Source organism: Stenotrophomonas sp. YJH_SMC_36 (genome assembly GCF_059369935.1).
Genome location: NZ_JCAFTD010000003.1, coordinates 119,611 through 141,926 on the forward strand (window position 1 = coordinate 119,611; position 22,316 = coordinate 141,926).

Here is a 22,316-nt window from a genome sequence, read left to right on the forward strand (position 1 = left end):
GTGCGCTGCGGAGAGGCGGCGCCAGCCGCCTCCCGCAGACCGCGCCGGTCTCAGTACGGCACCCAGGCATCACGCCAGGCTGCGCCCACGCCCGGCCGGTACGCGTCGGCGTTGACGTTGCACCACGCGCCTTCAGGGAACGGACGGCAGGCGTACAGCCGGCCATCGCTGCCCTTCACCACGGTCTGCCCGGGCACATAGCTGCCGATGCCTGCCGGGTACACGTAGTCGAAGTCGCCGCCCGGCGAAGGCGTGCCCGGATCGGGTACCCGGGTGTCCAGCTGGAAGCGGTTGCCTTCTTTCAGATAGACCCGGTTGCCGGTCGCCGACGCCGTCGGCGTGATCGTGCCGTTGGACAGTACGCCCACCCGAGCGTGCTGGCTGGCACCATTGACCTTGCGGGCCAGCACCAGCGGCCACTGCGCGGCCGCCGTCTGGCCGCTGGCCAGTGTGGCCTCCACCCGCTCCACATCGTTGCCGCTGGCGTTGAACACGCGCAGCGCCAGGACGGTGCCGACCGGCAGATCGCCACGCGCGGTGAGCGGGCCGGCATCCTGCCACTGCGATGCCGAGGGAGTGCTGCCGCCCTCGAAACGCACATCCATGCAGGTGTAGAACGCTTCGGTCGAATCCGCGCGCTGCCACGTGTTGTAGATCACGTGCTGGCCCGTGCGCTGTGGCAGCGGGCACTGCAGCCTGTACGTGCCATCGGCGGACAGCGGGGTGTTGCCCAGTGTGCAGAACTCCTGCAGGTCCGCCCAGCGCAGAGGACTGCCCGGTGTCCAGCCTTCGCGGGTAACGAAGAATCGCCAGTCACGCGTGGCATGCGGTGCGGTGGCCTTGAACACGAAGGTGAACCTGCCGTTCGCATCGGGTTGGATCGGCGTGGTCTGCCAATCACTGCGGTTCAGATCCAGGCCGCGGAAGGTCGGGTTGTTGCCGCTGCACAGCGTGCCGTCGGGTACGACGGCCTGATGGTTGCCATTGGCGTTGGCCTGGTTGATGCCGTTCCAGTCGTAGAACGCCTGCGAGCCGGCGAGTGCTTTCGCGGCGGCGCAGGCCGGGTTGGTTGGATTCTCCGGATTGCCCTGGAAACAGGCGTAGACGCGACTGGCCGGCGTGGTCATGGTGCCGTGCGCGAATGCGCTGCTGGCCAGGCAGATCAGGCCGGCGGCTGCGAATGAGCTGGCCAGCACAACACGTGTGGATCGGAATGACATGGCGCATCCTTGTGGTCGTCGATGGGAACGGTGACCGCAGGCGTTGCGCTGCGCAGCGGACGGTCGGCGGCACCTCGGCGAGTATCGAGGTGCGCTGCATCGCGCGGTACCTTGGAAGTGCCGTTCCGTGACTGCCTGCGTGAAGCCTTTCCCACAGGCTTCACGCAGGCCTGAACGGATGCGCAGAAGGTCACGCGTCGTGCGTGGTGCCGATCACGCGACGCCGTGTGTCAGCGCGTCCTGATCCATCCGGTCCGCCTGGCACGAAAAACACCCGTGGCCTGCGTTGTGCAACTGCACGAAGGCCACCGCGGGATCGGCGAACAGCACATCGAGCTGTACCCCGACCTCGTTGCCGGGGCAGACCTGCCCGCTGATCATCAGTGCATCCTCGTCGTAGGCGCGCAGTGAGATAAGCCGTCGCTCGACGTAGGGCGGAACGACCCCGGCGGGCAGGACGCAGCGCGTAGCGCCGCGCTGCACGAAGATCGGACCGGACGCGCGATAGGGCGAGTGCCTGGCCAGGTGGGTATGGGGCAGCAGAAGCAGTTCGGCGCCACTTGGGGGGTCGGACAGGCTGACCCGGCACGGATGGCCGCCGCGATCCCCGGCCCAGCGTCGCAGGATGCCCTGCGCGGCCAGCGCGCGGTCGCTCTGTTCGAACAGGTGCTGGAAGGGGCGGTGATCGAGGCCGCTGAGGTACCACGCGTTCATGGGAATCTCCTGGGTTCTCCATGAGTCTGCGTGGCCGACGGCTGCGCTGCTCGCCATGATGCGACGCCGCATTCGATCCGGCCGACATGGGCCTGGCTTTCCAGTGACGATTGCCCATCGCCGCCAGCCTCCTGCCCGTGTAAGTTGGGTCACATCTTCCGCGGCAGCCCGTCGTGGTCGACAGGAACGTCTTCCAGGGGAAACGAGCACGATGCAAAGACACCACCTCGCACTGGCCGGCGCGCTGGCCAGCCTGCTGCTTGCCGGTTGCGGCGCAGCGCCTTCCGGCAGCGCCGATGCGGCGGCGGAAACGCCCGGCCGCCGCTACGGACAGATCGACTTCCAACCCTGCACACTGACCACGATGGGCGCCAGCGCCAACGTCGAGGCACAGTGCGCCACCCTGCAGGTGGCCGAGGACAGGGCGCAGCCGCAGGGACGGAAGATCAACCTCCGTATTGCCTGGCTGGAATCGGGCAACAGTGGCTCCGGCCAACCGGATCCGGTGTTCTTCCTCGCCGGCGGACCCGGGCAGGCAGCCAGCGAGGTGGCGGTCATCGTCGATACCGCCCTGCGCCAGGTCCGCAAGCAACGCGACATCTTCCTGATCGACCAGCGCGGGACCGGTGGTTCCAACCCGCTCACCTGCCTGGGCGCAGATGGCAAGGAACTGGCGTTCGACGAGGAGGCGCCCCCCAGCGAGGCGCTGCTGCGCGACTACGCCCAGCGCTGCGCGAGCTCGTTGCAGGGACGCGCCGATGCGCGGTTCTACACCACCCGCGACGCCGTTGCCGATCTGGATGCCGTGCGCCAGGCGCTGGGCGTGGATGCGCTGAACCTGGTGGGTGGTTCCTACGGAACCCGCGTGGCCCAGCGTTATGCCGCGGCCTATCCGCAGCACACCCGCAGCATCGTCATCGACGGCGTCGTTCCGAACGAGCTGGTGGTCGGGGGTGACTTCGCCAATACCTTCGAAGACGCGATCAATCTGCAGTCGGCCCAGTGCCGCAAGGACCCGGCGTGCAGCAAGCGCTTTCCGAGCGACACCAGCAAGCAGCTGCGCGGCGTGCTCGATACGCTGCGCGCCGCGCCGGTGACCGTTGACTACCGCGACCCCGGCACGAACGCGCCGCGGCGCGACGTGCTGACGCCGGACAGCGTGATGGGGCTGGCGTTCGCCTTCTCCTATGTTCCGCAGTACGCCTCGCTGTTGCCGCTGGTGCTGGACGAGGCTGCGCAGGGCCGCTACGCGCCGCTCGCCTCGCTGGCACGGGGTGCCAACCGCAGCATGGGTTTCCAGATCAACCGCGGCATGCAGTGGTCGGTGATCTGCAGCGAGGACGCTCCGCGCTACCACGCGCCAGCCGCCAATGCCGAGCGCCTGTTCGGCAACGAGGTGGCCAGCGCCTTCTTCGCGCCGTGTGCTGTCTGGCCGCACACCGCGGCCCCCGCCGCGGATGCCGCACCGCTGCGCAGTGAGGTGCCGGCGCTGCTGCTGTCCGGTGAACTGGACCCGGTCACGCCACCGCGCTACGCCGCACAGGTGCTCAAGGGGCTGCCGCAGGGGCGCGCACTGGTCGCGCGCGGCCAGGGCCACGGCACGCTCTCCGCCGGCTGCATGCCCCGCCTGCTGGGCCAGTTCATCGACAGCACCGATGCCAAGGCGCTGGATGCCAGCTGCCTGGATACGCTGAGCTACGTGCCGGCGTTCACCTCGTTCAACGGATGGGAACCATGATCGTCGCTGACAACCTGCACAAGGCCTTCGATACCCGCACCGGCCGCATCCAGGCAGTGGCCGATGTCGGCTTCCGCGCCGAGGACGGTCGCATCACCGGTCTGCTTGGCCCGAACGGTGCCGGCAAGACCACCACCATGCGCATGCTGTACACCCTGATGACGCCTGACCAGGGCAGCATCAGCGTGGATGGCGTCGATGCCGCGCGCAATCCCGTGGAGGTCCGTCGCCACCTGGGCGTGCTGCCCGATGCGCGGGGCGTCTACAAGCGGTTGACCGCGCGCGAGAACATCGCCTATTTCGGCCGGCTGCACGGCCTGTCCGAAGCACGCATCCGCGAGCGCATCGACGTGCTGTCGCAAGCGCTGGACATGGGCGACATCCTCGACCGCCAGACCGATGGCTTCTCGCAGGGCCAGCGCACCAAGACCGCGATCGCGCGCGCACTCGTGCACGATCCGCGCAACGTGATCCTCGACGAGCCGACCAACGGCCTGGATGTGATGACCACCCGTGCACTGCGCCGGTTCCTGCTGGGACTTCGTGAGGAAGGGCGGTGCGTGATTCTGTCCAGCCACATCATGCAGGAGGTGGCTGCACTGTGCGACCACATCGTGATCATCGCCAAGGGCACGGTCATGGCCGCCGGCAGTGCCGATGAGCTGCGCGCGCAGTCCGGCGAAGCCAATCTGGAAGATGCGTTCGTGAAACTGATCGGCAGCGAAGAGGGCCTGCACGCATGAGCATGATGTCGACCCTGATGACGGTGATGCGCAAGGAGCTGCGTGATCTCTCCCGCGACCGCCGCACGCTGATGCTGACCCTGCTGTTCGGTCCGCTGCTGTACCCGGTGCTGCTGCTGGGCATGGGCAAGCTGGCCGAGAGCCGCGTGCGCACGCAGATCGAGCAACCGCTGCAGATTCCGACCATCGGCGCGGACAACGCACCGAACCTGGTCCGCTTCCTGGCCGCGCAGGGGCTCAACGCCAGCGCAGCACCCAAGGACCTGGCTGCGGCCATCCGCAACCAGGACATCGACGTCGCGCTGCGCATCAGCGATGACTTCGGCGAGGACTGGGCCGCGGGCAGGCCGGCGCTGGTGGAGGTGATCAAGGACAGCACCCGGCGTGCCGCCGAAGTGCCCAGCGCACGCCTGGAAGCGGCGCTGGCCACCTACAACGGCCAGGTGGGCGCACTGCGGCTGATGGCACGCGGCGTGGATGCCCAGGTCGCGCGTCCGTTGGACGTGGGTAGCCAGGATCTGGCCAGTGCCGAAGCGAAACGGGGCATGATCCTGTCGATGCTGCTGCCGGTGCTGTTGACCCTGACCTCGTTCATCGGCGGCGCCTATCTGGTGATGGACGCCACCGCTGGCGAACGTGAGCGGCAGTCACTCGAGCCACTGCTGGCAACGCCCGGCTCTCGCAGCGCGATCGTCAGTGGCAAGATCGCCGCCGCCTGCGTGGTCGGCTTCGCGTCCCTGCTGTTGACCCTGGTGGCTTTCAAGGTCAGCGCGCAGATCGCCCCGGGCAACATCGGCCGCCAGTTCAACATGAATGTCGGCTCGATGCTGCAGATGCTGCTGGTGATGCTGCCGATGCTGCTGATCGGTACCTCGCTGCTGACCTTCCTGTCGGCTGCGGCCAAGAGCATGAAGGAAGCGCAGAGCCACATGACCTGGCTGATGCTGCTGCCGATGCTGCCCGGCTACGCGCTGGTCGCCTACCCGCTGAAGAGCGAGCTGTGGCAGTACGCGGTGCCGTTCCTGTCGCAGAACCAGATGCTGCTGAAGGTCATCCGCCACGAAGTGATCAGTCCCAGCGTCTGGGCGATCTATCTGGGCGCCAGTCTCGGTCTGGCCGCACTGCTGTGGTTTGCCGCCGTGCGCCGCTACCACAACGAACGCCTGGCGATTTCCGGCTGACCGCCACTGGAAGCGCCGGGCCCTACCCGGCGGATAGGGAACGAGGCCCGGTCATTCCGGGCCTCGCTGTTTTCAGGTTCGCCTTGCCTGCCAAGCGGCGAAGCGCCGGGCGATCACCGGGGCCAGTCGGTCAAAGTTCTCCCAGGTATCGGCGACGTGGTACAGATCCGGGACATCGGCCCCAGCAGGCAGTCTGGGGCGCGAAGGCAGGCAGAGGAAGTGCTGAATACGTTAGCCCTCTGCATACCGCGCAGGCGTCACCCCCATCTCGCGCTTGAACACGGCGATGAAGGCGCTGGGGGTGTCGTAGCCGAGCGATAGCGCCACGCTGATCACCGGTTCCCCGGCCAGCAGGCGTGGCAGCGCCAGCAGGACGCGCAGGCGCTGGCGCCATTGGCTGAGTGTCATGCCGGTTTCGGCGCGCCAGTGGCGCGCAAGGGTGCGGCTGGACAGTCCCATGGCAAGGGACCAGGCCTCGACGCTGCGGGTGTCCTGTGGTGCACGCGCCAACGCCGCAGCAACGCGCCGCAGGCGCCGATCGCGTGGCTGCGGCAAGGCCAGCGGCAGCGGTGTGCTGGCGTCGATCTCATCGGCAATGACGCCGGCAAGACGCTCCTGCACCGCGTCGAGCGGTGCGGGCGCCCAGCGCAGCGCGCGATCCACGGCCGCCTGCAGCAGGGCGCCCGGTTGCACGATGCGTGGGCGTGCCGGGAGTCGCGTGCAGGTCGCTGCGTCGAGGTACAGGCTCCAGCCATTGAACGGGCCGATGCTGGCCAGCGCATGCGGCAGTCCGGGAGGAACCCACGCCATATGGCCGGCTGGCAGCAGCCAGTGCAGGTCGCCTGCCTCGATCCGCAGCAGGCCCTGTCGCGCCCCCAGCAGCTGCCCGCGGGCGTGCTGGTGCCGGGCGGTCCGGCGTGGACGGTCCAAGGCCAGTTGCGCGGTCAGCAGCACCGGCCCTCGGGCGGTGTCGACCAGGGGCGGGTCAATCAGGGCGGGGGATGTCTGATATGCCATATCAACTGGCAGTTATACGGCAGATCCGGCAGACAGGAGCGTCCACACTGCACTCCACCCGCCGAAAGGAGTTCCTCATGCAGCCTCAAGACATCCTCCCTGACCATCAGAACGACGTGGTGGCCAACGGCGTCACCGTGCGCAAGGGCAGCGTGGGCGCTTTCCTTGCCAGCGTCCGCGACTGGCAGGATCCCGCCGGCAGCCCCGCGTCCCGGGCAGCGGCGGAAGCCGACCTGCGCGCCCTGCTGCCGGGTCTGCATGCGTTGGGCCTGTTCCGCATCCTGAGGGCACGCGATCCGGTCCTGCAGCACCTGATCGACGGCGCGCGCTGATACGAACAAGGCCCGGACAGACCGGGCCTTGTCGTGATGGTTGGCGGGGATGTCCCGGCTCAGCCGCCCGGCGCGAACACCAGGGTGCGGCGGGTGGTGACCGGTGCGCTGACCGGCTCGAAACGCCAGCGCTTCACGGCGTTCATGGCTTCGCGGTCGAAGATGCGCGCGGGCGTCGCACGCAGCACGCGGGCGTTCACCACCGAGCCGTCGGTACCCACGGTGATCTCCACCAGCACCTCGCCGGAGGTGCCGGCGCGCAGGGCGTCGGCCGGATAGCGGGGGGCCGGCGTACTGACCGGACGCAGGCTGGGCGCAGCGGCAGGTGCCTGGCGTGCGGCACTGGCCTGCTGCGCAGCGGCCTGTTGCTGCTTCTGCTCCGCTTCACGCCGTGCGGCGGCCTGGCGCTCGGCCTCCTCGCGCTCGCTGTCACGGCGGGCGGCATCCTGCTGTGCGGCGATCTGCCGGGCCGCATCAGCTTCCTTGGCGCGCTGCTCGGCCAGGCGCTGCTGCTCGGCCTGCTGCCGGGTACGGTCCTCGGCGTCCTTCTTGGCCCGCTCCGCTTCCGATTCGGTGCGCTTGGCCGCGTTTTCCACACCCTTGGCCAGGCCTTCCTTCAGGCGTGGCAGGGCCGGTGCGGAGGCATCCACCTTCTCGATCAGGGCGACCAGGCGCTGCGCCTCGGTGAAGTCCTCGCGGCCCAGATGCTGCTCGGCCGCGATCAGGGTGTAGGGCAGCAGGTCGGTCAGCGCACTTTTCACCGCGGCATCGTCCGGCGTCTTGTCGCGCAGGGCCAGGTAGTACTCGATGGCGTTGTCGCCGGCCGGGGCATACATGCGGTTCTCGCGCAGCGCCTGGCTGGCCGACTCGCGCAGCTGCTCGGTGCCCATCGACTGCACCTTGGCGGCCACTACCGGTGTCGCCGGCGCCGCAGCGGCAGGCGATCCTGCCGGGGCAGGGGCAGGCGTTTCTTCCTTGCCCGAGCAGGCGGCCAGGGCCAGTACCAAGGCAACCGGCAGCCACCGGCGCGCGGCGGTGATCGTTGTGACGTGCGACATCCTGCTCCCCTCTAAGAAGACGACGTTACGTAAATCATTGATATGCATGGCCGGGACCGTGGGTCCGAGCACGGCAGGGTGGCGTTTCCCGACGCCACCGCCGGCAACGGCGAGGAAGCAATCTAGCATCCCCGCCAGCGCTGCGTACAAGGGCGGCAGCGACGACCGGCGGTGGCGTCCGCGCCACCACCGGCCAGCGCCTCAATGCGCCTGTGCCTTATCGTGGCTGTTGGACATCAGCTTGTCGGTCCAGGCGATGCCGATCGCCGAGAGGATGAACACGCAGTGGATGATGGTCTGCCAGAGCACGCCCTGCTCGGTGAAGGTCGAGCACCTGGCGGCACCGATGTTGGCAGCGGCGACGTTCATCAGTTCCGGCGCGCACAGCGGCAGGCCGCCCAGCGAACCGCTGGCGATGAAGGTCTTGAGCAGGTGGATCGAGGAAATGCCGATGATCGCCATCGCCAGCTTCACCTTCAGGACGCTGGCATTGACGTGGCTCAACCATTCCGGCTGGTCGGGATGGCCTTCCAGCCGCAGGCGCGAGACGAAGGTTTCATAACCGCCGACGATCACCATCACCAGCAGGTTGGAAATCATCACCACGTCGATCAGGCCCAGCACGATCAGCATGATCTGCTGCTCGCCCATCGAGGCCGAGTGGGAGATCAGGTGCCACAGTTCCTTGCCGAACAGGAACACGTAGACACCCTGGGCGACGATCAGGCCCAGGTACAACGGCAGCTGCAGCCAGCGCGAGGCGAAGATCAGCGAGGACAGCGGGGAGAGGGGGCGTTGGGGGGACATGCAGGACAGTGCGTTGCGGGGGAGGAGCGAGGTTACCGGCCCGCCATGACGGTGCCAAGCCAACTCCCGCACTAGACTTCAGGTTCCTTACCGCACCCGAGCCGCTGCCATGATCGATCTGTATTACTGGCCTACCCCGAACGGCCATAAAGTCACCCTGATGCTGGAGGAAAGCGGGCTGGAGTACCGCATCCACCCGGTCAACATCGGATCGGGCGACCAGTTCAAGCCGGACTTCCTGGCGATCTCGCCCAACAACAAGATGCCGGCCATCGTCGATCATGCGCCGGCTGACGGCGGCGCGCCGCAGAGCGTGTTCGAATCCGGTGCGATCCTGCTGTACCTGGCCGAGAAGACCGGTCGCTTCCTGCCCAGCGATGCGCGTGGCCGCATCGCCACGCTGGAATGGCTGTTCTGGCAGATGGCCGGGCTGGGCCCGATGAGCGGCCAGATGGGGCATTTCAATGTCTACGCACCGCAGAAGATTCCTTACGCCATCGAGCGCTACGACAGCGAGGTGCGGCGCCTGCATGGGGTGATGGACAAGCGGCTGGCCGGGCATGCCTTCCTGGCCGGCGAGGAGTACACCATCGCCGACATGGCCAGCTATCCGTGGGTCGGTGCCTACGACGCGCTGCCGGCAGATTTCGATGCCTTCCCGAACCTCAAGCGCTGGCATCAGGCCATCGCCGCGCGCCCGGCCACCCAGCGGGCGTATGCGCTGCGCCAGCAGGTCAATCCGAACGCCGGCAAGCCGCTCAGCGATGATGAGCGCAAGCATCTGTTCGGCCAGCGCTGAGGGTCCTGCGCAGGCCGCTGCGCTCGCCGGGCATGGCCCGGCGCTACCTGCCCGTCAACGGCCGATGTGCCGTGCCCGGTCCCTGCCATGGGCAGAAGGTCATGCTGCCTTCCCGCACGGGCTTGGTTAGGATGGGGGCTGATCGCCACCGCACATGCTGCGGTGGCGGACCTGCCGTTTGCCGGGATCCTCCATGCGCCACCTGTTCGCTTCGCTTGCCCTCATGCTCGCCACCAGTACTGCCGCCCACGCTGAAAAACTGACGCTGGAAGCCATCACCGGTCCATTGCCGCTGTCCGGGCCGACCCTGATGAAGCCCAAGGTCGCTCCGGACGGTTCGCAGGTCAGCTTCCTGCGCGGCAAGGACAGCGACCGCAACCAGCTGGATCTGTGGACCTACGACATCGCCAGCGGCCAGACCCGCCTGCTGGTCGACTCCAAGGTGGTGCTGCCGGGCACCGAGACCCTCAGCGACGAGGAGAAGGCCCGCCGCGAGCGCCAGCGCATCGCGGCGATGACCGGCATCGTCGATTACCAGTGGTCGCCGGACGCACAGCGCCTGTTGTTCCCGCTCGGCGGCGAGCTCTACCTGTACGACCTGAAGCAGCAGGGTCCGGCAGCAGTACGCCAGCTGACCCACGGCGAAGGCTTTGCCACCGACGCCAAGCTGTCGCCGAAAGGCGGCTTCGTCAGCTTCATCCGCGGCCGCAACCTGTGGGTGATCGATCTGGCCAATGGCAGCCAGCTGCAGCTGACCGGCGATGGCAGCGCCACCATCGGCAACGGTGTGGCCGAGTTCGTGGCCGACGAGGAAATGGACCGCCACACCGGCTACTGGTGGGCGCCGGATGATTCGGCCATAGCCTTCGCCCGCATCGACGAAGCACCGGTACCGGTACAGAAGCGCTACGAGGTCTATGCAGACCGCACCGATGTCATCGAACAGCGTTACCCGGCCGCCGGCGATGCCAATGTGCGCGTGCAGCTGGGCGTGATCGCGCCGGCCGCCGCGGCACAGCCGCGCTGGATCGACCTGGGCAAGGAACAGGACATCTACCTGGCGCGCGTGGATTGGCGTGATGCCCAGCACCTGACGTTCCAGCGCCAGTCGCGTGACCAGAGGCAGCTGGATCTGGTGGAAGTGGCATTGGACTCAAACCGTCAGCGCGTGCTTGCCCATGAAACCAGCCCCACCTGGGTGCCACTGCACAACAGCCTGCGCTTCCTGCAGGACGGCAGCATGCTGTGGTCGTCCGAGCGTACCGGCTTCCAGCATCTGTACCGCATCGACAGCACGGGCAAGGCCACCGCGCTGACCCACGGTGACTGGCCCGTGGATGAACTCCTGGCTGTGGATGAAGCGGCCGGCAAGGCCTATTTCCGCGCCGGCATCGAGACGTCGCGCGAGAGCCAGATCTACTCCGTCCCGCTGCAGGGCGGACAGGCGCCACAGCGGCTGTCCAAGGCGCCGGGCATGCACAGCGCCAGCTTCGCGCGCAACGCCAGTGTCTATGTCGACAGCTGGTCCAACAGCACCACACCGCCGCAGATCGAGCTGTACCGCGCCAACGGTGAGAAGATCGCGACGCTGGTGGACAATGATCTGGCCGATCCCAAGCATCCCTACGCGCGCTATCGCGATGCGCAGCGACCGGTCGAATTCGGCACCCTGACCGCTGCCGATGGCCGGACGCCGCTCAACTACAGCCTGATCAAGCCTGCCGGCTTCGATCCCTCCAAGCGCTATCCGGTGGCGGTGTACGTCTATGGCGGCCCGGCCAGCCAGACCGTCACCGACAGCTGGCCCGGACGTGGCGATCATCTGTTCAACCAGTACCTGGCGCAGCAGGGCTACGTGGTGTTCTCGCTCGACAACCGTGGCACCCCACGGCGTGGCCGTGAGTTCGGCGGCGCGCTCTATGGCAGGCAGGGCACGGTGGAGGTGACCGACCAGCTGCGCGGCGTGGCATGGCTGAAGCAGCAACCCTGGGTCGACCCCGCGCGCATCGGCGTGCAGGGCTGGTCCAACGGCGGTTACATGACCCTGATGCTGCTGGCCAAGGCGTCCGACAGCTATGCCTGCGGCGTGGCCGGTGCACCGGTCACCGACTGGGGGCTGTACGACAGCCATTACACCGAACGCTACATGGATCTGCCGGCACGCAACGAGGCCGGTTATCGCCAAGCGCGCGTGCTGACCCACATCGACGGACTGCGCTCACCCCTGCTGCTGATCCACGGCATGGCCGATGACAACGTGCTGTTCACCAATTCGACCAGCCTGATGAGTGCGCTGCAGAAGCGTGGCCAGCCTTTCGAACTGATGACCTACCCGGGCGCCAAGCATGGCCTGTCCGGTGCCGATGCGCTGCACCGCTACCGTGTGGCGGAAGCGTTCCTGGGACGTTGCCTGAAACCCTGAGTGACAACCGGGAAGGAGCCCGCCGATGAACCACCTGCCACCCCCTGTTCCTGGCCATCCCGCCCATCCCCCCGGCTGGTGGCGCCGTCACTGGCGATGGGCGATGCCACTGACCGTGGTGGTGTTCCTGGGCGTACTGGGCGGTTCCGCGGCATGGAGTGTGATGCGCTGGGGCGAAGCCGCACGCGAGAGTCCGCCGATGCGTGAGGCGATGCGGCGCGCCGGATGCAGCATCGAGCTGGTGGAGGCCTTCGGCGAACCGCTGCGCGCCGGCTCGCTGCCATTGGGCAGCATGCAGACCGCGATCACCGGTGAGCGCGATGTGGGCCTGACCGTGTCGCTGGAAGGGGCCCATGCGCAAGGTCGCCTGTTCGTGCAGGGCATCCGCCGCGACGATGTCTGGGACTACCCGGTGATGTATGTGCTGGGTGCGGACAAACAGACCTTCGATCTGACCGCGCTGGACGATGAGGAGGCTGCGCAGGAGTGCGAACTGCAGGCCTGCCGCGAGCGCGGTGGCTGCCCGATGACGGCCGCGTTCTGACCGGCGCCATGACTTCCCACCGATTGTCGCCATCGCCATGAGCGCGTAGGGTGCGGGCAACCCTGTCTTGGAGTGCTTCATGAAGCCGATCGCGCTGGCCGTCGCCCTGGCCCTGACCGCTGCACCGCTGCTGTCCGCCCCCCCGGCCCTGGCCGCACCGGCCGCCAAGGCCACCACGCCTGCCAGCCCCGCCTGGGTCGCGCGCAGCAATGCGCTGGCGCAGATCCTGCTCGACGCGCAGGGACCGTTCCAGCCCGAGCAGACCGGCTTCTTCGGCGTGCCGGGCTATGACGACAAGGTGGCCGACCTCGGCCCGGACAACGGCGCGCGCTTCCGTGCCGCGACCGCCAAGGCGCGCGACGAGCTGCAGGCCAGGCTGGCCACGGAGAAGGATCCCAACGTCCGCCAGGACCTGCAGATCATGATCCACGCCGCCAACCAGAACATCGAGGGCAGCGAGCTCAACGACAAGTACCTGCTGCCGTGGACCGATGCGCCGCAGACGGTGTTCAGCGGCCTCAATCTTCTGCTGTCCGACCAGGTGCCGGCCGAGCGCCGGGCCAAGGCGCTTGATCGCCTCAAGGCGTACGCCGGGCTGACGCCGGGCGGCACCGCCTTCACCACGCTGGCGCGCCAGCGCTACGAAGAACGCCTGAAGGACAGCGCGCTGCTGCAGCCGACGAAGATCGAAGTGCAGCAGTCGCTGGACAATGTCGAGACCTACATCAGCGGCATCGAGTCGCTGCTGAAGAAGTACCAGATCAGCGGCGCCGATGAAGCGATGAGGGCCCTGGCGGGGCAGATGAAGGAGTACGCGGCCTGGACGCGCAAGGAGGTGCTGCCGAAGGCGCGTACCGACACGCGCCTGCCGGCGCCGCTCTACGCATACCAGCTCAAGCAGGTTGGCATCGACATCGACCCGAAGCTGCTGATGCAGCGTGCCCAGCTGGAGTTCATGGAAACCCGCTCGGCGATGCAGCAGCTGGCGCCGCTGGTGGTGAAGGAGAAGGGCCTGAAGGTCGCCGATCCCACCGATCCGGTCGCCGTGATCCGCGCACTGAAGGCCGACAAGATCGCCGACGACCAGCTCGAAGGCCACTATCGCAAGGTGATCGACGCCATCGATCCACTGATCCGCGAGCACGGCATTGTCGACGTGCCCAAGCGCGCCATGCAGATGCGCCTGGGTTCGGCTGCCGAGAGCGCCGCCAGCCCGGCACCGCATTTCCTGCCGGCACCGCTGGTGAACAACACCGGACAGCAGGGCACCTTCGTGCTGCCATTGGGCAACCCGGCGGCCGGTGCCGGCGCCCAGTACGACGACTTCAACTTTGGTGCGGCCGCGTGGACCCTAAGCGCACATGAGGGCCGTCCCGGCCATGAGCTGCAGTTCACCGCGATGGTCGAGCGGGGCGTCTCGCTCGCGCGCACCATGTTCGCGTTCAATTCGGTGAACGTGGAAGGCTGGGCGCTGTACGCCGAAGCGGAGATGGTGCCGTACGAGCCTCTGGACGGGCAGATGATCGCCCTGCAGTTCCGCCTGCTGCGCGCCGCGCGCGCGATGCTTGATCCGATGCTCAACCTCGGCCTGACCGACCGTGCAAACGGCGAACGGGTGCTGATCGAACAGGTCGGCCTGTCCAAGGCCATGGCCACCCAGGAGCTGGACCGCTACACCGTGCGCATGCCTGGCCAGGCGGGCAGCTACTTCTATGGCTACACCCGCATCCTGGAGCTGCGCATGCAGACCGAACTGGCACTGGGCGCGAAGTTCGACCGCCTGGCGTTCAACAACTTCCTGCTCGACCAGGGCCTGCTGCCGCCGGATCAGCTGGCCGACGCAGTGAACCAGGTGTTCGTGCCGAAGTACCGGAAGAAGTAACGGTAGCGCCGGGCCATGCCCGGCGAGCGCAGCGGGGAAGAGCGAAATGCCGCCGGGCACGGCCCGGCGCTACCCGCGGTGACGCTGCTGCGTCACCGCTGTGGCGTGATCACCTGGGTCGGCAACCGTGCCGGCGGCGCCGGGTTCGGCACCCAGATCGCCACGCCTGCGGCGCGCTTCTGCGTGGTCGGAATACCAATGCCGAGACCGCCGCCCACATGCGAACCATAGCTGCCGGCGCCCACGGACATGCCCACCGGCGAGCCGCTGCTGCCCACGCCCATCAGCACCACGCCGTTGGCGCCCAGTGCTGCCGCTTCGCGCTTCAACCGCGCCACGGCGGCGTCGGTCTGGCCCTGGGTGCCGAAGCCCACCGCCGAGGCGGATTCCAGCTGGGCGATCTCCTGCGAGCCGGCCGGCGGCGTTGAATAGATCTGCACCTGCGCCGGGTCGATCGGCGCCCGCGCGCGGCCCAGCATGACCTTGGAGGTGCTGGCACAACCGGCGGCGGCCAGCAGCATGGCCGCCAGTGCGGCCCAACGGATGTTCATGGCAATACCCCTGCAGGACTGGATGGGATCATCGGTGGGCCACTCTGAATCGGCGCCAACGCCCTGTGCGCTGGGCATCCAGACGCTAGCACGGCCGAGGTGAGCGGCCCGCCAACGGGAGTAGGCGACGGCGGCCGGAACGTCTATGGTTGGGGCCGGGAACCAACTGCGGGAGAGCGGCGATGGGTGTGATCAGTCTGTTGTGGGGTGTATTGGCGCTGCTGTGGATGATCCTGGCGCTGATACCGCTGCTGGGCTGGGGCAACTGGTTCCTCATTCCGTTCGCTGCGGTCGGCGCGGTGATCGCTGCGCTGGGCATCCTGTTCACCCACCCGAGCAAGCGCGGCCGGGCCTGGGCCGGCCTGGTCCTGAACGGCATCGTGGTGGTGGTGGGCATCCTGCGCCTGGGCCTGGGCGGTGGCGTGATCTGAACCTGCGGCCGGGTGCGACCGGGCGTCGCAGGGCTGCGGCCCGCAGCCGGGCAGGGGCGTACAATGAACGGCTGCGCGAGCCTGCGCGTGCCTGTGAATCCGCGCCCGGCGCGGCTGCCCCATGATCATCCGACCTCGTCCCCACGGCTGGCAACTGCTGTACATCCTGCGCGGATCGATCGTTCCGGCGATCGCACCGAAGGTGCTGGCCATCCTGATCCTGTCCATCGCCGTCGCCGCGGTGGTGGAACTGGCGCCGCCGATCGGCATCGAGCGCGTCTCGGTCACGCCGTTCACCCTGCTGGGCCTGGTCCTGTCGATCTTCCTGAGCTTCCGCAACAGCGCCTGCTACGAGCGCTGGTGGGAAGGCCGCAAGCTGTGGGGGCAGCTGGTGTTCGAATCGCGCTCACTGGCCCGGCAGGTGAACCTGCTGCTGGTGGATGACGCAGGCCGCCGCCGTCGCATCGCCTATCTGGCCACCGCCTTCGCCCATGCGCTGGCCGCCCGCCTGCGCGGCCGCATCGTGGCGCTGGCGGCCCTGCCGTGGCTGGACAAGCGCCAGCGTGCGCAGCTGGCCGAGCGCGGGAACGTACCCGATGCATTGCTGGCGATGATCGCCGCCGAACTGGCGCAGGCGCTGCGCAGCGGCGATCTCGATCCGATCCTGTACGCCCAGCTGGAAGACCGCCTGCATGCGATGTCCTCGATCCAGGCAGGCTGCGAGCGCATCCTGACCACGCCGCTGCCGTTCGCCTACACCCTGCTGCTGCACCGCTGCGCGTGGATGTTCTGTGTGCTGCTGCCGTTCGGCCTGGCCAGTTCGCTGGGCTGGGGCACGCCGGTGCTGTCGGCGGTGCTGGCCTACGCCTTCTTCGGCCTGGACCAGCTTGGCGAAGAAATGGAAGACCCGTTCGGCCTGGAGCCGAACGATCTGCCGCTGGACGCACTGGTGCGCACGATCGAGATCGACCAGCTCGACGCGCTCGGTGAACGCCCCCTGCCCGAACCCCTGCTGCCGCAGGGCTACCTGTTGCACTAGCCACTCCTCGGAGCCTGCCATGCCTCATCCCCACTACCGCCCGCGGCGCATGCGCCATGACGAGTTCTCACGCCGCCTCATGCGCGAGAACACGCTGACCACCGACGATCTGATCTATCCGGTGTTCGTGCACGAACCGGCTGGCCGCACCGCTGTGCCGTCGATGCCCGGTGTGGAGCGGTTGTCCATCGAGGAACTGCTGAAAGTGGCCGAAGAGGCGCTGGAGCTGGGCATCCCGGTGATCGATCTGTTCCCGGTGATCGACGCCTCGCAGAAGTCGCTGGATGCCTCGGCGGCATGGGCGGAAGACGGGCTGGCGCAGCGTGCGATCCGCGCCCTGAAGTCGCGCTTCCCGGAGCTGGGCGTGATGACCGATGTGGCGCTGGACCCCTACACCACCCACGGCCAGGACGGCATCATCGATGACAAGGGCTACGTGCTCAACGACATCACGGTCGAAGCGCTGGTCAAGCAGTCGTTGTCGCATGCCGAAGCCGGCGCGGACATCGTCTCGCCGTCGGACATGATGGATGGCCGCATCGGCGCGATCCGCCGTGCGCTCGATGCCGACCATCACCTCAATGTGCGCATCATGGCCTACTCGGCCAAGTACGCCTCGGCCTTCTACGGCCCGTTCCGCGACGCGGTGGGCAGCGCGGCCAGCCTCGGCAAGGCGGACAAGAAGACCTACCAGATGGACCCGGCCAACGGCGACGAGGCGATGCGCGAGATCGCGCTGGATCTGGAAGAGGGCGCCGACATGGTGATGGTCAAGCCGGGCATGCCGTATCTGGATCTGGTGCGTCGCGTGAAGGAACAGTTCGGCGTGCCCACCTTCGCCTACCAGGTCAGTGGCGAGTACGCGATGATGAAAGCGGCGTTCGCCAATGGCTGGCTGGACGAGCGCGCCTGCGTGATGGAGTCGCTGCTTGGTTTCAAGCGCGCCGGCGCCGATGGCGTGCTGACCTATTTCGCGCCACAGGTGGCGCGCTGGCTGCGCGAGCGCTGACAATAGCGCCATCGATGGAGGGAGGAACGGCTGATGGGACCCGAACTGGGATGGATGCAATGGCTGATCTGGGGCGTCGGCACGCTGGTGTTCGGTGCCGTCATCGTCGGCGTGTTCATCGCAGCCTGGCGGGCGAGCAAACGCCCTCCCGAGCAGCTCTCCGCCGCCCGTCGGATCGCCCGTGAACAGTCCCTGCCGGACAGCGTGCAGGCCGAGCTGGCCGCGCTCAACCAGCGCAAGGACAGGGGCCAGCTGAGCGAGGCGGACTACGAACAGCAGCGCGCCAAGGTGCTGTCGCGCTGATTGCGGTGCCCGGGCCGGGATCTACCGCATGCAGCCGGCCACGGCAGGCACTTTCGGTACCGCCAACCGGTAGAGATCCACGCCCCCGGCACGCGGCGCCTTCGCCGCACTGCTGGCGACCAGCATTTCCCCCGGCTTGGCGTTGTCGATCACCGGCGCACCGGTCCAGCCGCCTGCCTGGTTGAAGGACAGCCCCAGCGGCTGCAGCGCCACGCCGCTCCAGGCGCACCCGCTGCTCCATACCTGCGCGCTCGTGCCGCTGCCACGACTGAACACCACGGCGCCATCGTTGCCCAGCCAGTCAGCGTCGGTCTCGTCATCGGCGCTGTTCAATGCCGCCAACGCGGTGGCCGGGCCCCGCGCGCCCTCGGCATCCAGGGTGGCCACGAACAGATCCCAACCGGCGTCACGGCCCTGCTGGCGCGCGAACAACAGCCGCCGGCCATCCATGCTCAGCGCTGGACCGCGCTCTTCGTACCGCCCACGCTCGCCGCGCAGGGCCTGTGCGTTGCCAAGCTGGCCATCGCCGGTCACGGCGGCACGGTACAGCGCCAGCTGGCCTTCGGTGCCCGCCGCGAACAGCAGCCAGCGGCCATCGCGGCTGAAGTAGGGATCCCGGGCCTCACCGCTGACATCGACCGCCAGCGCCTGTGCCTGCTGCCAGCGGCCATCGATCAGGCGGGCCTGCCACAGGCCCCAGCCGCCCTCGCCGCGGCGGGCGAAAACGATGCGCTGGCCGTCGGCACTGATCGTGCCGCGAGCCTCGTCGGCACGGGTCGAGACCACGCCCATGCCTTCGATGCCGTACTCGTTCAACGCCATCGCCACGGGGGCAGAGAGTAGACTGGCGGCAAGCACCAGCAGGGTCGGGGTGATGCGCATCATCCGGGTCCGTGCACGAAAGAGCATCAGTCTAGCCAGCTTGAGGAATCCATGACCGACCGTTACGCCGTCTTCGGACACCCCGTCGCCCACTCGAAGTCGCCGCAGATCCACGCGACGTTCGGTCGCCAGGAAGGCATCGCCATCGACTACCGCACGATCGACCTTGCCCCCGACGCCTTCCTCGCCGGCCTGGAAGCATTCGCCGCCGAAGGTGGTGTCGGTGCCAACGTCACCCTGCCGCACAAGGAAGCCGCGTTTGCGGTCTGCACTACGCTGACGGCCCGTGCGCGCCGCGCTGGTTCGGTCAACACGCTGCTGCGCAAGGGCGAGCGCTGGCATGGTGACACCACCGACGGCATCGGCCTGGTGCGCGACCTGACCGACCGCCATGGCCTGGACCTGCGCGGCCGCCGGGTGCTGATGATCGGTGCCGGCGGCTCGGCCCGCAGCGTCGCCCCGGCGCTGCTCGATGCCGGCATCACCGAGCTGGTGGTGGTCAACCGTACGCCGGAACGCGCCGATGAACTGATCGATGCGATGGGTGAGCCGGGCCGCGCCATCAGCCGCTACTGGGAAGACCTGCGCGAGCTGGGTGACTTCGAGCTGATCGTCAACGCCACCTCTGCCGGCCGTGACCGCGACGTCGAGTTCAAGCTGCCGCTGTCGCTGGTCAATTCGATGACCACCGCAGTCGACCTGAACTACGGCGAGGCGGCCATCGCGTTCCTGGCCTGGGCGCGTGCGGCGCAGTGCCGCAATACCGTCGATGGCCTGGGCATGCTGGTCGAGCAGGCCGCCGAGAGCTTCCTGCAGTGGCATGGTGTGCGTCCGCAGACCGACGAGGTCTACCAGCAGCTGCGGCAGGGCGCCCTGGCGCTGGCCGGCGAGGACTGAGCGATGGACAACATGACCCTGCTGGTGACGGTGCTGAGCATGGTGGGCGTGCGCCTGCCGGTGCTGATCGCGCTGTGCGTGGGCCTGGTGTGGGTGGTGGGCGCGCCGCGCGATGCCACCCGCAGCGGCGCGCTGGCCGGGCTGCTGCTGTTGCTGCTGGCCAGCCTCGGCAGCATGGCAGCGGGCATCCTGCCGATGTGGATGGTCAGCAGCGGTGACTTCAGCGCGGTTTCGAGCATGAGCGCCATCCTGGGCGTGCTGCATTTCGCTCTGGCGATGGTGGAAGCGATCGGCATGGTGCTGCTGGTCTGGGCGCTGGTGCGCCTGCTGCGCCAGCGGCCGCCTGTGGCAGGCCGGTAAGGTCGTGCCGGGCATGGCCCGGCGCGACCGTCGATGGGCGGGTAGCGCCGGGCCATGCCCGGCGGAAGCGCCGCATCTGCCCCGGCGCTGTACGGCCATCCAGCCCATGACCGCCAAGGCCCGACGCCGCTGACCCTGTTCAGCGCACGCGCCTCGGTCCCGGCCGCCGGCCATGCGACAATGACCGGCCTGATCCAGCCACGGTAGTTCCCGGCGTGACCGAAACCGTCGCCGCTCCGCGCACGCTCGATGAGCCCTTGAAGGACGCGATCCGCAAGGCCTATACGACGCTGCAGGCCAACACTCCCGGCTTTTCCACGCGCCGCTCGCAGAGCCAGATGATCGGCGTGGTGTCGCGCGCGTTGTCGAAAAGCGGTGGCGTGGGCGTGGTCGAGGCACCCACCGGCGTCGGCAAGAGCCTGGGCTACCTGACTGCCGGCGTGCCGATCGCGCTGGCCAGCAAGAAGAAGCTGGTGATCAGCACCGGTACCGTGGCGCTGCAGTCGCAGCTGGTCGAGCGCGACATCCCGAACTTCCTCAAGGCCACCGGACTGGAAGCGACCGTGGCCCTGGCCAAGGGCCGCACCCGCTACCTGTGCACGCGCAATGCCGCCGAGGCCCAGGGCGAGGGCTCGCAGGGCGGCATGTTCGAGGATGACGCGCCCCTGTTCGACCGGCCGCTGGCGCCGATCGAAATGGACATCGCCAAGCGCCTGACCGACGCCTTCACCAGCGGTCAGTGGGACGGTGACATCGACAATGCGCCGGAGACCATAAGCCCGGGCCTGCGTGGCCGCATCACCACGCCGGCGTCGGGTTGTGCCGGGCGGCGCTGTGCGTATTCGGCGCAGTGCGCGGTGCTGCGCTCGCGCAACACCGTGCGTGATGCGCAGATCGTGGTGACCAATCACGCGCTGCTGCTGTCGGCGCTGTCGATCGGCGACAGTGACAATGGCCAGCCGTTGATCGCCGCGCCCTCGGAGATGCTGCTGGTGCTGGACGAGGGCCATCACATCGGCAACGTCGCCATCGACCAGGGCGCGGCCAGCCTGGCGCTGGACGAGATGGCCAAACGCACCGGCCGCCTGCAGATCCTGATTGCCGGCGCGTATCGTGCGGTCGACAAGGACCGCCTCGGCAACCTGCTGCCGAACGAAGCCATCGACGTCGCCAGCAACGTGGCCAAGCAGCTGCGCGCATTCCGCGACCATGTCGAAGCGGTGTGGATGCCAGCGCCGGCCGACGAGGAACCGATGTGGCGCGCGGCCAACGGTCGCTTGCCGGAAGCGTGGCGCGAGCCGATCGAAGCGCTGGCCGACGATACCCGCAGCCTCTACAACTGGGCGCATGCCGCCACCGCGCAGGTGGCCAAGGGCAAGCCGGACGACCCGGCGCGTGAACGCCTGCAGCGCAACCTCGGCATGGCGCTGGAGATGATCGAGCAGCAGTACAGCCTCTGGCAGGCCTGGCGCCGTGAGGACAAGGACGGTGCGCCGCCGATGGCGCGCTGGGTCACCGCCACCCGCGACGGCGATCTGGTCCTGCATGGCTCACCGGTCTCGGCCGCGCATGTGCTGCGCAAGCTGCTGTGGGACGAGGTGGATTCGGTGGTGATGACCTCGGCGACGCTGACCGGCGGTGGCGATTTCCAGTCCCTGGCGATCGACAATGGCATTCCCGAGGAAGCCGAGATGGTTTCGCTGTCCTCGCCGTTCGACCTGCCGAACCAGGCCGAGCTGATCGTGCCGAAGTTCCCGGTCACGCCCGACGACCGCGAAGGCCATCCCCGCGAGGTGGCGCGCTACCTCGACACGGAGCTGGACTGGGCCAAGGGCTCGATGGTGCTGTTCACCTCGCGCTGGAAGATGGAGAAGGTCGCCGGACTGATGCCTGCCTCGCGCCGCAAGCAGGTGCTGGTACAGGGCGAGATGTCCAAGACCCGGCTGATCGACGAACACCTGCGGCGCGTGGCGGCGGGCGAGGGCTCGGTGCTGTTCGGGCTGAACTCGTTCGGCGAGGGCCTCGACCTGCCCGGTGAAGCCTGCACCACGGTGGTGATCACTCAGGTACCGTTCGCGGTGCCGACCGATCCGCAGACCGCTACCCTGAGCGAGTGGTTCGAGGCGCGTGGACTCAACGCGTTCAACCTGATCGCCATTCCACACGCGCTGCGCACGCTGACCCAGTTCGCCGGCCGCCTGATCCGCACCTCCACCGATACCGGGCGCGTGGTCATCCTCGATTCGCGGCTGCTGACCCGCCGTTACGGCAAGCGCATCATCGACGCGCTGCCGCCGTTCAAGCGCGTGATCGGCTGACGATCGGAAGGTAGCGCCGGGCCATGCCCGGCGAGCGCGAAGCGCGGCTTGTGTCAGGTGCAATGACCG

The 22,316-nt window shown here is 68.1% G+C and carries 22 protein-coding genes; 15 read left to right on the forward strand and 7 right to left on the reverse strand.

The features are described from left to right. Positions 1 to 50: 50 nt before the first annotated feature. Together AC5P76_RS07130 and AC5P76_RS07135 are read right to left on the reverse strand one after the other, a co-directional pair. The gene (locus tag AC5P76_RS07130; RefSeq protein ID WP_495222714.1) at positions 51 to 1,220 is read right to left on the reverse strand and encodes a lytic polysaccharide monooxygenase; all 1,170 of its coding nucleotides are present in this window, start codon (positions 1,218 to 1,220) and stop codon (positions 51 to 53) included. Between the two features lie 213 nt (positions 1,221 to 1,433). After that, a complete protein-coding gene (locus AC5P76_RS07135) occupies positions 1,434 to 1,934 on the reverse strand; it encodes a DUF1203 domain-containing protein (RefSeq protein WP_253119131.1) in 501 nt (166 codons plus the stop codon). A 211-nt stretch (positions 1,935 to 2,145) separates the two neighbouring features. Between AC5P76_RS07135 and AC5P76_RS07140 the strand changes: the two genes are divergently transcribed. The 3 genes from AC5P76_RS07140 to AC5P76_RS07150 are packed head-to-tail and all read left to right on the forward strand — an operon-like array spanning position 2,146 to position 5,596. Continuing rightward, complete coding sequence (locus AC5P76_RS07140; RefSeq protein ID WP_065181447.1) at positions 2,146 to 3,672, forward strand: alpha/beta fold hydrolase; 1,527 nt, start codon at positions 2,146 to 2,148, stop codon at positions 3,670 to 3,672. Then, a complete protein-coding gene (locus AC5P76_RS07145; protein ID WP_253119133.1) occupies positions 3,669 to 4,415 on the forward strand; it encodes an ABC transporter ATP-binding protein in 747 nt (248 codons plus the stop codon). The genes AC5P76_RS07140 and AC5P76_RS07145 overlap by 4 nt, the downstream gene beginning before the upstream one ends. Continuing rightward, positions 4,412 to 5,596, forward strand: coding sequence for an ABC transporter permease (locus AC5P76_RS07150; protein ID WP_065174299.1), 1,185 nt, complete (start codon positions 4,412 to 4,414; stop codon positions 5,594 to 5,596). The genes AC5P76_RS07145 and AC5P76_RS07150 overlap by 4 nt, the downstream gene beginning before the upstream one ends. A 231-nt stretch (positions 5,597 to 5,827) precedes the next feature. Here the strand turns inward: AC5P76_RS07150 and AC5P76_RS07155 are convergent, their stop codons facing one another. Beyond that, complete coding sequence (locus AC5P76_RS07155; RefSeq protein WP_180876502.1) at positions 5,828 to 6,613, reverse strand: AraC family transcriptional regulator; 786 nt, start codon at positions 6,611 to 6,613, stop codon at positions 5,828 to 5,830. Between the two features lie 77 nt (positions 6,614 to 6,690). Here AC5P76_RS07155 and AC5P76_RS07160 point away from each other — a divergent pair, with 77 nt between their 5' ends. Beyond that, a complete protein-coding gene (locus AC5P76_RS07160) occupies positions 6,691 to 6,945 on the forward strand; it encodes a hypothetical protein (protein WP_180876503.1) in 255 nt (84 codons plus the stop codon). 59 nt (positions 6,946 to 7,004) lie between these two features. Here AC5P76_RS07160 and AC5P76_RS07165 read toward each other — a convergent pair whose 3' ends face one another. Both AC5P76_RS07165 and AC5P76_RS07170 read right to left on the reverse strand, forming a co-directional pair. Further along, positions 7,005 to 8,003: an energy transducer TonB gene (locus tag AC5P76_RS07165; RefSeq protein WP_074900126.1), complete on the reverse strand. Its 999-nt coding sequence runs from the start codon at positions 8,001 to 8,003 to the stop codon at positions 7,005 to 7,007. A gap of 201 nt (positions 8,004 to 8,204) precedes the next feature. Further along, positions 8,205 to 8,810 (reverse strand): TIGR00645 family protein, encoded by a 606-nt coding sequence (locus AC5P76_RS07170; protein ID WP_053519577.1) that lies wholly within the window; start codon positions 8,808 to 8,810, stop codon positions 8,205 to 8,207. A 109-nt stretch (positions 8,811 to 8,919) separates the two neighbouring features. On the opposite strand from AC5P76_RS07170, the gene AC5P76_RS07175 reads away from it, so the two are divergent. The 4 genes from AC5P76_RS07175 (at position 8,920) to AC5P76_RS07190 (ending at position 14,457) form a co-directional block, all read left to right on the forward strand. After that, positions 8,920 to 9,609, forward strand: a complete 690-nt coding sequence (locus AC5P76_RS07175; RefSeq protein ID WP_065181452.1) for a glutathione binding-like protein — start codon at positions 8,920 to 8,922, stop codon at positions 9,607 to 9,609. A gap of 193 nt (positions 9,610 to 9,802) precedes the next feature. Further along, the gene (locus AC5P76_RS07180; RefSeq protein WP_253119135.1) at positions 9,803 to 12,031 is read left to right on the forward strand and encodes a S9 family peptidase; all 2,229 of its coding nucleotides are present in this window, start codon (positions 9,803 to 9,805) and stop codon (positions 12,029 to 12,031) included. Between the two features lie 25 nt (positions 12,032 to 12,056). Further along, the gene (locus AC5P76_RS07185) at positions 12,057 to 12,575 is read left to right on the forward strand and encodes a cytochrome c oxidase assembly factor Coa1 family protein (RefSeq protein ID WP_065181454.1); all 519 of its coding nucleotides are present in this window, start codon (positions 12,057 to 12,059) and stop codon (positions 12,573 to 12,575) included. Between the two features lie 79 nt (positions 12,576 to 12,654). Beyond that, on the forward strand, positions 12,655 to 14,457 hold the full coding sequence (locus tag AC5P76_RS07190; protein WP_253119136.1) for a DUF885 domain-containing protein: 1,803 nt from the start codon (positions 12,655 to 12,657) through the stop codon (positions 14,455 to 14,457). A gap of 92 nt (positions 14,458 to 14,549) precedes the next feature. Here AC5P76_RS07190 and AC5P76_RS07195 read toward each other — a convergent pair whose 3' ends face one another. Further along, on the reverse strand, positions 14,550 to 15,008 hold the full coding sequence (locus AC5P76_RS07195) for a hypothetical protein (RefSeq protein ID WP_053517962.1): 459 nt from the start codon (positions 15,006 to 15,008) through the stop codon (positions 14,550 to 14,552). 182 nt (positions 15,009 to 15,190) lie between these two features. Between AC5P76_RS07195 and AC5P76_RS07200 the strand changes: the two genes are divergently transcribed. The 4 genes from AC5P76_RS07200 to AC5P76_RS07215 all read left to right on the forward strand — a co-directional run bounded on the left by AC5P76_RS07200 (position 15,191) and on the right by AC5P76_RS07215 (position 17,790). Continuing rightward, complete coding sequence (locus AC5P76_RS07200; protein WP_006475755.1) at positions 15,191 to 15,439, forward strand: hypothetical protein; 249 nt, start codon at positions 15,191 to 15,193, stop codon at positions 15,437 to 15,439. Positions 15,440 to 15,560: 121 nt separating this feature from the next. Further along, positions 15,561 to 16,478 (forward strand): bestrophin family protein, encoded by a 918-nt coding sequence (locus AC5P76_RS07205; protein WP_253119139.1) that lies wholly within the window; start codon positions 15,561 to 15,563, stop codon positions 16,476 to 16,478. 19 nt (positions 16,479 to 16,497) lie between these two features. After that, a complete protein-coding gene (gene hemB / locus AC5P76_RS07210) occupies positions 16,498 to 17,487 on the forward strand; it encodes a porphobilinogen synthase (RefSeq protein WP_053517964.1) in 990 nt (329 codons plus the stop codon). Between the two features lie 33 nt (positions 17,488 to 17,520). Further along, positions 17,521 to 17,790, forward strand: coding sequence for a hypothetical protein (locus AC5P76_RS07215; protein ID WP_053517966.1), 270 nt, complete (start codon positions 17,521 to 17,523; stop codon positions 17,788 to 17,790). Between the two features lie 21 nt (positions 17,791 to 17,811). Here the strand turns inward: AC5P76_RS07215 and AC5P76_RS07220 are convergent, their stop codons facing one another. After that, a complete protein-coding gene (locus tag AC5P76_RS07220) occupies positions 17,812 to 18,675 on the reverse strand; it encodes a TolB family protein (protein ID WP_253119200.1) in 864 nt (287 codons plus the stop codon). A 48-nt stretch (positions 18,676 to 18,723) separates the two neighbouring features. Here AC5P76_RS07220 and aroE point away from each other — a divergent pair, with 48 nt between their 5' ends. The 3 genes from aroE to dinG all read left to right on the forward strand — a co-directional run bounded on the left by aroE (position 18,724) and on the right by dinG (position 22,247). Further along, positions 18,724 to 19,569 carry a shikimate dehydrogenase gene (gene aroE, locus AC5P76_RS07225; RefSeq protein ID WP_065174307.1) on the forward strand — a complete coding sequence of 282 codons (846 nt, stop codon included), beginning with the start codon at positions 18,724 to 18,726 and terminating at the stop codon, positions 19,567 to 19,569. A gap of 3 nt (positions 19,570 to 19,572) precedes the next feature. Next, the gene (locus AC5P76_RS07230) at positions 19,573 to 19,929 is read left to right on the forward strand and encodes a hypothetical protein (protein ID WP_053517969.1); all 357 of its coding nucleotides are present in this window, start codon (positions 19,573 to 19,575) and stop codon (positions 19,927 to 19,929) included. A gap of 215 nt (positions 19,930 to 20,144) precedes the next feature. Further along, a complete protein-coding gene (gene dinG, locus AC5P76_RS07235; protein WP_253119141.1) occupies positions 20,145 to 22,247 on the forward strand; it encodes an ATP-dependent DNA helicase DinG in 2,103 nt (700 codons plus the stop codon). Positions 22,248 to 22,316: the final 69 nt, after the last annotated feature.

Bases quoted from the DNA above. Each gene is read 5' to 3' on its own strand.
- AC5P76_RS07130 (WP_495222714.1), bottom strand. From the start codon at position 1,220: ATGTCATTCCGATCCACACGTGTTGTGCTGGCCAGCTCATTCGCAGCC.
- AC5P76_RS07150 (WP_065174299.1), top strand. From the start codon at position 4,412: ATGAGCATGATGTCGACCCTGATGACGGTGATGCGCAAGGAGCTGCGT.
- AC5P76_RS07220 (WP_253119200.1), bottom strand. From the start codon at position 18,675: ATGATGCGCATCACCCCGACCCTGCTGGTGCTTGCCGCCAGTCTACTC.
- aroE (WP_065174307.1), top strand. From the start codon at position 18,724: ATGACCGACCGTTACGCCGTCTTCGGACACCCCGTCGCCCACTCGAAG.
- hemB (WP_053517964.1), top strand. From the start codon at position 16,498: ATGCCTCATCCCCACTACCGCCCGCGGCGCATGCGCCATGACGAGTTC.
- AC5P76_RS07165 (WP_074900126.1), bottom strand. From the start codon at position 8,003: ATGTCGCACGTCACAACGATCACCGCCGCGCGCCGGTGGCTGCCGGTT.
- AC5P76_RS07200 (WP_006475755.1), top strand. From the start codon at position 15,191: ATGGGTGTGATCAGTCTGTTGTGGGGTGTATTGGCGCTGCTGTGGATG.
- AC5P76_RS07185 (WP_065181454.1), top strand. From the start codon at position 12,057: ATGAACCACCTGCCACCCCCTGTTCCTGGCCATCCCGCCCATCCCCCC.
- AC5P76_RS07140 (WP_065181447.1), top strand. From the start codon at position 2,146: ATGCAAAGACACCACCTCGCACTGGCCGGCGCGCTGGCCAGCCTGCTG.
- AC5P76_RS07175 (WP_065181452.1), top strand. From the start codon at position 8,920: ATGATCGATCTGTATTACTGGCCTACCCCGAACGGCCATAAAGTCACC.
- AC5P76_RS07155 (WP_180876502.1), bottom strand. From the start codon at position 6,613: ATGGCATATCAGACATCCCCCGCCCTGATTGACCCGCCCCTGGTCGAC.
- AC5P76_RS07205 (WP_253119139.1), top strand. From the start codon at position 15,561: ATGATCATCCGACCTCGTCCCCACGGCTGGCAACTGCTGTACATCCTG.
- AC5P76_RS07230 (WP_053517969.1), top strand. From the start codon at position 19,573: ATGGACAACATGACCCTGCTGGTGACGGTGCTGAGCATGGTGGGCGTG.
- AC5P76_RS07170 (WP_053519577.1), bottom strand. From the start codon at position 8,810: ATGTCCCCCCAACGCCCCCTCTCCCCGCTGTCCTCGCTGATCTTCGCC.
- AC5P76_RS07190 (WP_253119136.1), top strand. From the start codon at position 12,655: ATGAAGCCGATCGCGCTGGCCGTCGCCCTGGCCCTGACCGCTGCACCG.
- AC5P76_RS07180 (WP_253119135.1), top strand. From the start codon at position 9,803: ATGCGCCACCTGTTCGCTTCGCTTGCCCTCATGCTCGCCACCAGTACT.
- AC5P76_RS07215 (WP_053517966.1), top strand. From the start codon at position 17,521: ATGGGACCCGAACTGGGATGGATGCAATGGCTGATCTGGGGCGTCGGC.
- AC5P76_RS07160 (WP_180876503.1), top strand. From the start codon at position 6,691: ATGCAGCCTCAAGACATCCTCCCTGACCATCAGAACGACGTGGTGGCC.
- AC5P76_RS07195 (WP_053517962.1), bottom strand. From the start codon at position 15,008: ATGAACATCCGTTGGGCCGCACTGGCGGCCATGCTGCTGGCCGCCGCC.
- AC5P76_RS07145 (WP_253119133.1), top strand. From the start codon at position 3,669: ATGATCGTCGCTGACAACCTGCACAAGGCCTTCGATACCCGCACCGGC.
- AC5P76_RS07135 (WP_253119131.1), bottom strand. From the start codon at position 1,934: ATGAACGCGTGGTACCTCAGCGGCCTCGATCACCGCCCCTTCCAGCAC.